Origin of the sequence: Pseudoalteromonas sp. GW168-MNA-CIBAN-0100, assembly GCF_040309225.1 — a bacterium.
Classification (GTDB): domain Bacteria; phylum Pseudomonadota; class Gammaproteobacteria; order Enterobacterales; family Alteromonadaceae; genus Pseudoalteromonas; species Pseudoalteromonas arctica.
Genome location: NZ_JBEOOL010000021.1, coordinates 54,335 through 66,334, shown reverse-complemented (window position 1 = coordinate 66,334; position 12,000 = coordinate 54,335). Strand labels below are relative to the sequence as shown.

Genomic DNA, 12,000 nt, shown 5'->3' with positions numbered 1-12,000 from the left:
GTATAAGTAGATTTAATGCAATAGTGCTAGCTGGTAATTTGAGAGAAGGTGTAGAGAAATTTATATAGACACAACATCAAAAAATTCCAACCCAGTAAACTCTCAGTTTAATTTGCTAAAATTATCATAGTTAAATCCGATATTATTTAAGGGATTATTAAAATCCGTCTAAGCCTCGACTTGGAACAATGGTTTCCCAATGCTTACAAGAAGGGCAATTCCAATATATGGTGTAGCTTGTAAAACCGCAATGCTGACATTGGAAATCAGGTTTTGTAGCAATATAAGAGGTTACAAGCTTATCAATTTCATTAAGTACTTCTTTAGTATTTTTATTTTGGTCACCCATTAATTGCAGTAAAAAACTGAAACCACGTATAGTAGGTTGACGTTTTAAGCTATCAGTTAGAAATTCAAAGGCTTGTTTAGTGTGTCCTTGCTCAAGCAATGCCTGGCAATGTTTTATTTTAATTAATACACCGCCCTTTTCTAACAAGTCACTGACTAATTCATGAAATTGATGCGTTAAATTTAATTGTTTATAGCTGTGAGCCAGCTCATCAATAAACAACGGCGCAAACAAAGTGAATTGTGATACAAGCTCACGCCAGTAATAAATAGCTTTAACGTAATCTTCTTTCGCGTAAGCAACTAATCCTAACTCGTAAAGCGGACGTACGGCTTTATAATTTAAGCTAATCGCTTTTCTCATTAGTTGGGGCGTGTTGTCACTTAAAGCTGACTCACAATAAAAATTAGCAATCGCTTTAAATTGCTGTTCTTTTGAAAATAGTTCGCTGTGGGCTTCAAACATTTTGATGCCTTTTTCCCATTCACGGGTTTGCGAATATAAAGTAATAATAGGGTCTAGCGCTTCTACATGGCCAGCCTTAACTAACCAAACTAAGTGCTCTTCTGCACTATCTAGTAGACCAGCCATTATATAATCTTCGGCAAGTTCTAAACGGCTAGTTGCAGCTTGTTGTTCATTTAAGCCTGGGTGTTTTAATAGAAGTTCATGAATTTTAATTGCGCGGTCCAATTCACCTCTACGGCGAAACATGGTGGCAAGTGTAGAATAGTGTTCAACAGAGTCAGCTGAAACTTCAAGCAAATTAATCAAGTGCTCTAAGCCTTGGTCTTCTTCTCTGTCGAGTAGAAACTTTAAGCCTTTGCTGTATTCAGAAGTGATCTGACGATTTAGTTGATGAGCTTGGTTTTTAGCACTGTTTTTACCCATAATCCAGCCGTAACCGGCGGCAACAGGTAATAGTAAAAACAAAAGCTCAATCATAGTTAGGTGTCTTTATTCGCGGCAAGCTTTTTTTTATCTTTTTCAGGCGCTAATTGCTTTTTTAAGCGGTAGTTTTGCCACTTTAATTGTGAAAACAATTTAAAGCTAATAAAACAACCCACTAAAACACCTAATAAAAAGCAGATACTTATTATTACAGCTAAAGGTAGTGTATTACTGGCTATAATATAATTTATTTGTACTAACTGTGGGTTTTGTGACCCTAATACAAATGCACTGATAAGGCATAGCGCAACCAGAATAATTTTTAATACCTTGAACAAGTAACTACTCCACTAAGTTAACTAGGCAATGCTTTCATTTACGCGGTCGCGTAATTCTTTGCCTGGTTTAAAATGAGGTACATGCTTTCCTTCAAGCTCAACTGTATCGCCAGTCTTAGGATTACGACCTGTGCGAGGAGCGCGGAAATGCAAAGAGAAACTACCAAAACCTCTGATCTCAATACGATCTGAAGTAGATAATGAGCCGGCCATTTGTTCAAGAATTTCTTTTACAGCATTCTCAACATCTTTCACTGGAACGTGTGCGTGTTGTTCCGCAAGTGTTTCTATCAGTTCTGACTTAGTCATAGCGTTTCCTTAAAAAGAGATATAGGAAGGGCAAAAAATGCCCTTCCAACTAAAAACTAATTATATATTAGTCTTTTTGTGCATTTGCGAAAGCAGCTGCCATTGCGTTTTCAAACACTGGCTCTTCTTTCTTAAGCTTCTCTAGTACTTCTTTCTCTTCTGCTTCGAAAAGAGCTTTTACAGATAAGCTTAAAGTGCGGTTCTTACGATCAACACCAACGTATTTAACTTCAATCTCGTCGCCTACAGAAACAACAGTAGTTGCATCTTCAACGCGTTCTTGAGCGATATCAGCTACACGGATGTAACCTTCAACGCCTTCGATAAGTTCAACAGTTGCGCCTTTCGCATCAACTTCAGTCACTTTACCTTTAACAATAGCACCTTTTTTGTTTGCATCAAGGTAGTTATTGAATGGGTCAGCTTCGATTTGCTTAACACCTAGAGAGATACGTTCACGCTCTGGGTCAACTTGCAATACGATAGCAGTGATTTCGTCGCCTTTCTTGAATTCACGTACAGCTTCTTCGCCAGGTGTATTCCAAGAAATGTCTGAAAGGTGTACAAGACCGTCAATACCACCGTCAAGACCGATAAAGATACCGAAGTCAGTGATTGATTTGATCTTACCAGTAACTTGATCGCCTTTGTTTTGTAGACGAGCAAATTCCTGCCAAGGATTAGCAATACATTGCTTAAGACCAAGAGAAATACGACGACGTTCTTCGTCAATTTCTAAAACCATAACTTCAACAGTGTCGCCTAAGCTAACAACTTTTGAAGGATGGATGTTTTTGTTAGTCCAATCCATTTCAGAAACGTGTACTAAACCTTCAACGCCTTCTTCGATTTCCACGAAACAGCCGTAATCTGTAAGGTTAGTAACACGACCAGAAAGTTTAGAACCTTCTGGGTAACGACCAGCGATAGCTGCCCATGGATCTTCACCAAGCTGTTTAAGGCCTAGAGATACACGAGTTTTATCTTTGTCGAATTTTAGAACTTTAACTGCGATTTCGTCGCCAACATTAACGATCTCTGAAGGGTGCTTAACACGCTTCCAAGCCATATCAGTAATGTGTAGTAGACCATCAACACCACCAAGGTCAACGAATGCACCGTAGTCAGTAAGGTTCTTAACGATACCTTTAACTTCTTGGCCTTCAACAAGGTTAGCAAGAAGCTCTTCACGTTCTTGTGAGTTTTCAGATTCGATAACTGCACGACGTGAAACAACAACGTTGTTACGTTTTTGGTCAAGCTTGATTACTTTAAATTCAAGCTCTTTGCCTTCAAGGTGAGTTGTGTCACGTACTGGACGAACATCAACAAGTGAACCAGGTAGGAAAGCACGGATTGAATCAACTTCAACTGTGAAACCGCCTTTAACTTTACCGTTGATAACACCAGTAACAGTCTCTTGCTCTTCACATGCTTTCTCAAGACGGATCCATGCTTCGTGACGCTTAGCTTTCTCACGAGAAAGTATAGTTTCACCGAAACCGTCTTCAATTGCATCTAGTGCAACATCTACTTCGTCGCCAACAGCAACTTCAAGTTCACCAGCAGCATTTTTGAACTGCTCAGCAGGGATAGCACTTTCTGATTTAAGACCAGCATCTACAAGTACAATGTTGTTCTCGATTGAGATTACTGTACCTTTAACGATAGAGCCTTGCTCTGCTTCAAAACCCTTTAAGCTTTCTTCAAATAACTGCGCAAAATTTTCTGACATACGAATATACGTCTCTATATATTATACCAATAAGCAACCATGCTGCATGGGGTTGTTAAAATAGCACTGGCATCCTGCTGGCGCATAAAATGTGTTTTAGCTTCGTTTAGGAAGCTTACCTTCAGAGATTGCAATATCTAATAAAGTTATTACTTTATCAAACACTTGCTGTGCATTGAGTTCGCTAGTATCAAGCTCAATAGCATCTTCTGCAGGTACAAGCGGAGCAACGGCACGATTCATATCGCGCTCGTCACGAGCTTGAATGTCCTGTAATAGACCACTTAGTGTAACATCAAGACCGCGCGTATTCAACTCAACAAAGCGTCTACGAGCACGCTCTTCTGCACTTGCTGTTAAATATATTTTTAACGGCGCATCTTGAAAAACCACAGTGCCCATATCACGGCCATCGGCAATTAAGCCGTTTTCAGTGCGAAATGCACGCTGGCGACGTAATAACGCTTCACGAACGCGAGGTAATGCTGCAACTTTTGATGCTGCAGCGCCTACTTCTTCATTACGAATAGTAGTAGTTACATCTTCGCCTTCTAAAATAACTTTTCCTGCATTAGTTTGGCTATCTACCAAAAACTGCACATCTAAATTTGCAGCAAGAGGGACAAGCCCTTCTTCATTGTCTAATGCAATTTGGTGATGAAGTGCAGCTAAAGATAAAACGCGATAAATCGCACCGCTATCTAATACATCCCACCCTAACTTGTCGGCTAACAAGCGACAAACAGTTCCTTTACCTGAACCACTTGGGCCATCAACGGTGATCACGGGCATTAATAACGCCTGCATTTAAAACCTCCTGCAATGCACACCTAAATAAACCGCGACATTATACGTCAGTTATTAAAATATATCTGCTATTAGTGTGTAACTTTTGTAATTACTTCTAATTAGCTTATTCACTGACTGACGCTAAAACATTGAAAAATGTAGGAAATGTTTTATAGGTACACTTTGGATCATTAATCGTTATTGGCTTTCCACCAACGGCAACCATTGCAAAACACATGGCTATACGGTGATCGTCGTAAGTGTCTATTGCTACATCGTTGAAGTGTTTAGGCGGTGTAATTTCTATAAAGTCATGCCCTTCTACCACTTCTGCACCTACTTTTCTAAGCTCAGTTGCCATCGCATATAAACGGTCTGTTTCTTTTACTCGCCAGTTATAAATGTTACGAATGGCAGTTGGGCCTTTAGCGAAAAGAGCAACAGTTGCAAGGGTCATAGCAGCATCAGGAATTGCATTAGCGTCAATATCTACGCCTTTTAATTCGCCTTTGCGAACAACTAAACGCTCATCATACCAATCGATTTTCGCGCCTACTTGCTCCATTACTTTAGCAAAGCCTATATCACCTTGAACTGATTTAGCACCCACGCCTTTAATTTCAATCTCGCCGCCAGCAATTGCAGCCGCAGCAACAAAGTAAGAAGCAGAAGATGCATCGCCTTCAACCATAATTCGTTCGAGTGATTGATACTGTTGACCACCTTTAACTTTAAAAGTTGCATAATCACTGTGTTCAACATTAACACCAAAACGTGCCATTACATCAAGCGTAATATCAATATAAGGTTTAGATACTAAAGTACCTTTAATAGTTATCGTTGTATCACCGCTAAATAATGGCGCTGCCATTAATAGAGCCGTTAAAAATTGACTTGAAATACTACCGTCAATTTCAACCTCACCACCTTTTATTTGACCACCTACAATTTTAAGTGGTGGATAGTCTTTGTGTTTTGTATAGGTAACATCACCACCAAGCGCTTGTAGAGCATCAACCAAGTGACCTATCGGACGCTCTTCCATACGTGGCTCGCCAATTAGCTCATACTCACCAGCAACGGCAGCAAGTACAGCCGTTAAAGGTCTGTAAGCAGTACCTGCATTACCTAAAAACAAGGGCTCAGTAGGTGTATTAAACACACCACCAACTCCCTCTACGGTCGCTACAGTGTGTTCATCATTTAAAGTTACATTTACACCTAATAACTTTAAAGCACCCAGCATATGGCGTATATCGTCACTATCAAGTAAGTTTTCTACAACGGTGGTACCGTTTGCCAGTGCTGCTAATAATAAAATTCTGTTCGATAGACTCTTTGAACCTGGTAGGGTTACCGTGCCATTTACTTTAGAAATAGGTTCTAAACGGAGCTGCTCCATTAGCTGTGCTCCTTTGCAAATGCAGCCATAAAATCTACAAGTGCTTGAACACCTTCAAGAGGCATAGCGTTATAAATACTTGCGCGCATACCGCCCACAATTCTGTGACCTTCAAGTGCAAGTAAACCGGCCTCGTTTGATTGAGCAACAAATTTGCTATTTAAGCTTTCATCGTTTAACCAAAATGGAACATTCATGCGTGAGCGGCAATGTTTAGCGACTATATTTGAATAAAAATCTGAGTTATCGATAAAATCATACAGTAAATTTGCTTTAGCAATATTTTGTGCTTCCATGGCTTTTACCCCACCATTGCTTTCAAGCCATTCAAATACTTCAGCCGCTAAATACCAAGCAAAGGTAGGTGGGGTATTAAACATACTGCCCTGCTTTGCTTCAAGTGCGTAATCTAAAATACCGGGCTTTGGCAAACCTTCGCGCTCAAGTAATGTTTTACGAACAATAACAATTGATATGCCCGATGGACCGATATTTTTTTGCGCACCAGCGTAAATCAAATCAAATTTATTAACGTCTATCTCACGCGATAAAATAGTTGAAGACATATCAGCAATAATCGGAGCTGTTGGGTGGCTTGGTACATCAAAAATCTCTAAGCCATCGACAGTTTCATTAGGGCAATAGTGGATGTACGCAGCGTCTTCTGGTAATTCCCAGTCAGCAACGTCTTTAATTGAAAACTCACCATCAGCATCATTACGGACATCCGTAAAAGACGTTTGAGTAAACTTATTCGCTTCATCTCTGGCGCTTTTCGACCATACGCCATTCTCGCAATAAAACGCTGTTTTGCCTTCTTGGTGTAAGTTTAATGGCACAGCACTAAACTGGCCACGACCACCACCATGCATAAACAGCACTTCAAATTCATCACTAATATTCATTAGGCGACGAAGGCTAGCTTCACATTTAGCTGTAAGCGCTAAAAACTCTTTACTACGATGGCTAATCTCCATCACAGACACACCTAGGTCTTGCCAATCTAGAAACTCTTTTTGCGCTTTTTTCATAACCGCTTGCGGAAGCATAGCTGGCCCCGCACAAAAATTATATTTACTCATTACCTTTGCCTCATTCCAGTAATTTAACTACTAAGCATGAACATTTAATACCAATCCGCTAAACCTTTAAAATTTAATGAATAATACCAATCCGCAATAATACTTAATCATTTTGCGGGGCTAAACGTGTCGCTACTTGCGTTAAAAAATTCTCATTTAGAACAACTAAATAGCGAATTTTTTGCCTAGCTATCAACACGTTTTTCCACCCTCAAAATAGATCTCTTAATTAAGCGAATTGGTATGAGTATAATTTCACACCCTATTAATTTTTTTCAACAACATTAAAAAAAGCGGCCAAGGCCGCTTTTTCAATATCAATTATTCTGAAGGAGGATTATCATCCGCTACTTCATCAATAACCGTATCTACTGTTTCAACGTCTTCAATATCAATTAAGTCACTTTCTGTAACTTCAATCTCTTCTATACGTTGTAAACCAACTACTTGCTCTCCGTCAATAGTTCTGATCAAAATAACACCTTGTGTGTTACGTCCAACCGTTGAAACTTCATTAACGCGAGTTCGTACTAAGGTACCACGATTCGAAATAATCATTATTTCATCGTTGTCATCAACTTGCACAGCACCAACAACAGCGCCGTTACGTTCACTCACCTTAATTGATACAACACCTTGTGTTGCACGACTCTTAGATGGGTAATCTTCAAGTTGTGTACGCTTACCGTAACCATTTTCAGTTACCGTTAGAATAGCACCGTCAGTTTTTGGTACAATTAACGATACTACGCGTTGCTCGTCTGGCATTTTAATACCACGAACACCTGTAGCAGTACGACCCATTGGGCGAACACCTTTGAAGCGAATCTCAGGGTTACCTTCTTCGTCTAATACTGGGTTACCGTTTTCATCAACAACTGTTGTTTCTTCAGCTTCTTTGAACCGTACAACTTTACCTGCATCAGTGAACAACATAATTTCGTTGCTACCATCGGTAATATCAACACCAATCAAGCTATCGCCATCATTTAAGTTAACAGCAATAATACCGCTTGCACGTTGACGACTGTAAGCCGTTAATGGTGTTTTCTTAACTGTACCGAATGCAGTTGCCATAAAGATATATTTATCTTCTGCGTACTCGCGTACTGGCAATATAGCAGTAATACGTTCATCAGCTTCAAGTGGTAACAAGTTAACAATTGGCTTACCGCGCGCTGCACGACTTGCTAGTGGTAACTGATACACTTTAAGCCAATATAAACGACCGGCCGTAGAGAAACATAAAATAGTATCGTGTGTATTTGCAACTAACAGACGTTCAATGAAATCTTCATCTTTCATCTTCGTTGCTGACTTACCTTTACCACCACGACGCTGTGCTTCGTAATCAGACAATGCCTGATACTTCACATACCCTTCGTGAGAAAGCGTTACAACAACGTTTTCTTCGGTAATTAAGTCTTCAAGGCTGATATCGTGAGCCGCTGCATTGATCTCAGTACGACGTTCGTCGCCATACTGCGCTTTAATTTCAACTAGTTCGTCACGAATAACTTCCATTAAACGCTCAGGTGTTGCCAAAATATAAAGTAGCTCAGCAATTAACTCTAATAACGCTTGATATTCAGTTAAGATTTTTTCGTGTTCAAGACCAGTAAGCTTGTGTAAACGCAAATCTAGAATTGCTTGAGCTTGTTGCTCAGAAATATAGTATTGACCGTCGCGAATACCTAAATCATCAGCAAGCCAATCTGGACGGGCTACATTATCTTCGCCTGCTTTTTCAAGCATACCTTGTACATGACCTAATTCCCACGGACGTGCAGTTAAAGCAATTTTAGCTTCAGCAGGTGTAGGTGATTTACGAATAAGCTCGATAATTGGGTCAATGTTTGCAAGCGCAATTGCTAAACCTTCAAGCGTATGAGCACGGTCACGCGCTTTGCGTAAATCAAACACGGTACGGCGAGTTACTACTTCACGGCGGTGAATAATAAACTCTTCAAGCATTTCTTTTAGATTAAAACACTTAGGTTGGTTGTTAATTAATGCAACCATATTCATACCAAACACAGTTTGTAACTGAGTTTGTGAATACAAGTTATTTAAAATAACTTCGCCTACATCACCACGTTTAATTTCAATAACGATACGCATACCGTCTTTATCTGATTCATCACGTAGTGCACTAATACCTTCAATTTTCTTATCTTTAACAAGCTCAGCAATTTTTTCAATTAAACGGGCTTTATTAACTTGATAAGGAATTTCGTGAACGATGATTGTTTCACGGCCTGTTTTTTCATCGGTTTCGACGTCGGCGCGTGCACGCATGTACACTTTACCACGGCCAGTTAAATAGGCTTGTTCAATGCCTTTTTTACCGTTGATAATTGCAGCCGTAGGGAAATCAGGACCAGGGATATAATCCATTAACTCTAAAATAGTTAAATCAGGATTTTGAATAAGTGCCAAACAACCGTTCACAACTTCAGTTAAGTTATGTGGTGGTATATTTGTAGCCATACCTACTGCAATACCCGACGAACCATTCACTAATAAATTAGGGACTTTCGTAGGTAACACGTCAGGGATGAACTCAGTGCCATCGTAGTTAGGAACGAAATCAACCGTTTCTTTTTCAAGATCGGCTAATAACTCATGCGACATTTTTGCCATACGTACTTCTGTATAACGCATTGCCGCTGCTGAATCACCATCAACCGAACCGAAGTTACCTTGGCCATCTACAAGCATATAACGTAGTGAGAATGGCTGAGCCATACGAACTATCGTGTCATAAACTGCACTGTCGCCGTGTGGATGGTATTTACCGATTACGTCACCGACCACACGGGCCGATTTTTTGTAAGGCTTGTTCCAGTCATTACTAAGCTCGTTCATTGCAAACAAAACGCGGCGATGAACAGGTTTTAAGCCGTCACGTACGTCTGGTAATGCACGTCCTACTATTACGCTCATTGCGTAATCTAAGTAGGAGTTTTTTAACTCGTCTTCAATATTGACTGGCAGAATTTCATTGGCGAGATCAGTCATTTGATATCACATTCCTTCAGTATCAGCTCTCAACAACCCGGTATTGGGTATTAAGAGTATTGTTATTATTTCTAACAGCCATGCTATCACAATTAATTTTAATTTACAGGCGCAAAACTTTGCGATTTATCAATTTAGCCCTATATAATGGCCTCAGATTGACGAGGAAGTATTTTATGACCGAACATCAAAATGTAGATCACGCAGAAATAGCAAAATTTGAAGCCATCGCTGAGCGTTGGTGGGACCTAGACGGAGAATTCAAACCTCTTCACGAAATTAACCCGTTACGTTTAGACTTTATAGCAAACAAAACGCAAGGCTTATTCGATAAAGAAACACTCGACGTTGGCTGTGGCGGCGGTATTTTAAGCCAAAGCATGGCGCGTATGGGTGCAAAAGTAACTGGCATCGATATGGGCCAAGAACCTTTAACTGTTGCTAAGTTGCACAGTTTAGAAACTGGCGTAAATGTAGATTATATAAAAGTGCCTGCAGAAGAGTTTGCAACACAGTACCCTGAGCGCTTTGATGTAATAACGTGTATGGAAATGCTTGAGCACGTTCCCGACCCAGCATCTATCATTCATGCTGTAGCTGCACTTGCCAAACCAGGCGCGGACGTGTTTTTTTCAACCCTGAACAAAACACCTAAAGCATATTTATACGCGATTGTTGGCGCTGAAAAACTCTTAAAAATGGTGCCTGAAGGTACACACGACCATAAAAAGTTTATAAAGCCTGCACAACTTATTGCATGGGCAGAGCAAGCCGGTTTAAAAGTTCGTGCAAGCACAGGGCTTTCTTATAACCCACTATCAAAGCAATATACGCTCAATAGTGACGTTAGCGTAAATTACATACTTTATTTTGAGAAGTTAGCTTAATGGCTAACTCTCAAGCCCCCCTACCCCTTATTGAGTACGATGCATTTTTATTTGATTTAGACGGCACCCTACTCGACACCGCTGATGATTTAGGTGCCGCTTTAAACGCAGTTCTTATTAGCAATAAAATAGAACCTGTTAGTAGTGATATATACCGTCCTGCGGCATCTAACGGCGCAGGCGCATTATTAGAGGCTGGTTTTAAAGAATTATGGGCTAAACAACCCCAAAGCGAGCTTATAAAGCAATTAGTTGACGAGTACGCCACAAACATAGCAAATCACACACGTTGCTTCAGCGGAGTTGAATCGTTACTTATCGCCCTTGATCAGAAAAAGATCAAATGGGGGATCATGACTAATAAACCAGGGTTTTTAACCGATCCTTTAGTGGCAGCTATTCCCGCATTAAAAAATGTCAGTGTAGTAATAAGTGGCGACACATTAGCTGAAGCTAAGCCATCACCTTTACCACTGCTACATTGTGCAAAGCTTATGCAGGTAGAACCAAGCCGTTGTTTATACATTGGTGATGCACAGCGTGACATACAAGCAGGCAAAGCGGCAGGTATGCATACCGCAACGGCACTTTGGGGTTACATCCCAAGTATTGATGAAGCCAACAGCTGGAATGCTGATTTTAACTGGCAAAGCCCAATTGATGGTTTTAACCATATATAGTGCTATTTTAATTATCAAACACTATATGCTGTGGTTTTGTTAGCTTTCACACAAAGCTTGCTGATAAAAAAAGCAGTCAGAATTTATTTTTAAAATGCGTAAATTTAGCAGATCACTAATTGATTTTTGCATATTTCAACTTAATTGATTGTTCGAAGGTGAGTCTCTACTAACACAAATGCGTTATCCTAAAGTTATCCACAAACAGGGGCAATTATGTCCCTTGCAAAACAACTCAGACCACATTAAAGTTTTATTAACACTTTGATGGAATTGATATTTCAACTAGGTGGAGGGGCTAACATCATACCCAAGGTTTGAATATGATGTTAGCAAAGACACTTGCTAAAATTTTAGGAAAGCGCCCAAGTGTGGAAGTTTGAGCGTAACTGATTCTTATATTGTCGGCAAGTGACTAACTCAGATTTAGGATAACTAAAGTTGAAACTCAATATTTCTATAGAAATTTCAGAGAGTGTAATAATGATTGTTTTTAAAATTATTACACTGGGTAGTT

10 protein-coding genes are annotated in these 12,000 nt (G+C 39.9%); 2 read left to right on the top strand and 8 right to left on the bottom strand.

What is annotated here, in order from left to right; genetic code table 11:
• Positions 1-157 precede the first annotated feature (157 nt).
• From lapB to gyrA, 8 genes are all read right to left on the bottom strand, one after another.
• A complete protein-coding gene (gene lapB / locus AAEY62_RS13810; RefSeq protein ID WP_350635127.1) occupies positions 158-1,294 on the bottom strand; it encodes a lipopolysaccharide assembly protein LapB in 1,137 nt (378 codons plus the stop codon).
• A gap of 2 nt (positions 1,295-1,296) precedes the next feature.
• Complete coding sequence (locus AAEY62_RS13805) at positions 1,297-1,578, bottom strand: lipopolysaccharide assembly protein LapA domain-containing protein (RefSeq protein ID WP_007583056.1); 282 nt, start codon at positions 1,576-1,578, stop codon at positions 1,297-1,299.
• 21 nt (positions 1,579-1,599) lie between these two features.
• Positions 1,600-1,887, bottom strand: a complete 288-nt coding sequence (gene ihfB / locus AAEY62_RS13800; RefSeq protein ID WP_007583054.1) for an integration host factor subunit beta — start codon at positions 1,885-1,887, stop codon at positions 1,600-1,602.
• 67 nt (positions 1,888-1,954) lie between these two features.
• Entirely contained in the window at positions 1,955-3,622 is a 1,668-nt protein-coding gene (gene rpsA / locus AAEY62_RS13795; RefSeq protein ID WP_002961176.1) for a 30S ribosomal protein S1, read from the bottom strand.
• 96 nt (positions 3,623-3,718) lie between these two features.
• The gene (gene cmk, locus AAEY62_RS13790; RefSeq protein ID WP_024590151.1) at positions 3,719-4,429 is read right to left on the bottom strand and encodes a (d)CMP kinase; all 711 of its coding nucleotides are present in this window, start codon (positions 4,427-4,429) and stop codon (positions 3,719-3,721) included.
• A 106-nt stretch (positions 4,430-4,535) separates the two neighbouring features.
• On the bottom strand, positions 4,536-5,813 hold the full coding sequence (aroA, locus tag AAEY62_RS13785) for a 3-phosphoshikimate 1-carboxyvinyltransferase (protein WP_024590150.1): 1,278 nt from the start codon (positions 5,811-5,813) through the stop codon (positions 4,536-4,538).
• On the bottom strand, positions 5,813-6,895 hold the full coding sequence (serC, locus tag AAEY62_RS13780) for a 3-phosphoserine/phosphohydroxythreonine transaminase (RefSeq protein ID WP_010552860.1): 1,083 nt from the start codon (positions 6,893-6,895) through the stop codon (positions 5,813-5,815). The genes aroA and serC overlap by 1 nt, the downstream gene beginning before the upstream one ends.
• Positions 6,896-7,216: 321 nt before the next feature.
• Entirely contained in the window at positions 7,217-9,916 is a 2,700-nt protein-coding gene (gene gyrA, locus AAEY62_RS13775; protein ID WP_007583046.1) for a DNA topoisomerase (ATP-hydrolyzing) subunit A, read from the bottom strand.
• Between the two features lie 176 nt (positions 9,917-10,092).
• On the opposite strand from gyrA, the gene ubiG reads away from it, so the two are divergent.
• Both ubiG and AAEY62_RS13765 read left to right on the top strand, forming a co-directional pair.
• On the top strand, positions 10,093-10,803 hold the full coding sequence (gene ubiG, locus AAEY62_RS13770) for a bifunctional 2-polyprenyl-6-hydroxyphenol methylase/3-demethylubiquinol 3-O-methyltransferase UbiG (RefSeq protein ID WP_008171708.1): 711 nt from the start codon (positions 10,093-10,095) through the stop codon (positions 10,801-10,803).
• Positions 10,803-11,483 (top strand): HAD family hydrolase, encoded by a 681-nt coding sequence (locus AAEY62_RS13765; protein ID WP_024590149.1) that lies wholly within the window; start codon positions 10,803-10,805, stop codon positions 11,481-11,483. Before ubiG ends, AAEY62_RS13765 begins: the two co-directional genes overlap by 1 nt.
• Positions 11,484-12,000: the final 517 nt, after the last annotated feature.

Excerpts from the sequence above, each read along its gene's own strand:
- lapB (WP_350635127.1), bottom strand. The coding sequence starts at position 1,294 with ATGATTGAGCTTTTGTTTTTACTATTACCTGTTGCCGCCGGTTACGGC.
- ihfB (WP_007583054.1), bottom strand. The coding sequence starts at position 1,887 with ATGACTAAGTCAGAACTGATAGAAACACTTGCGGAACAACACGCACAC.
- rpsA (WP_002961176.1), bottom strand. The coding sequence starts at position 3,622 with ATGTCAGAAAATTTTGCGCAGTTATTTGAAGAAAGCTTAAAGGGTTTT.
- cmk (WP_024590151.1), bottom strand. The coding sequence starts at position 4,429 with ATGCAGGCGTTATTAATGCCCGTGATCACCGTTGATGGCCCAAGTGGT.
- aroA (WP_024590150.1), bottom strand. The coding sequence starts at position 5,813 with ATGGAGCAGCTCCGTTTAGAACCTATTTCTAAAGTAAATGGCACGGTA.
- serC (WP_010552860.1), bottom strand. The coding sequence starts at position 6,895 with ATGAGTAAATATAATTTTTGTGCGGGGCCAGCTATGCTTCCGCAAGCG.
- gyrA (WP_007583046.1), bottom strand. The coding sequence starts at position 9,916 with ATGACTGATCTCGCCAATGAAATTCTGCCAGTCAATATTGAAGACGAG.
- ubiG (WP_008171708.1), top strand. The coding sequence starts at position 10,093 with ATGACCGAACATCAAAATGTAGATCACGCAGAAATAGCAAAATTTGAA.
- AAEY62_RS13765 (WP_024590149.1), top strand. The coding sequence starts at position 10,803 with ATGGCTAACTCTCAAGCCCCCCTACCCCTTATTGAGTACGATGCATTT.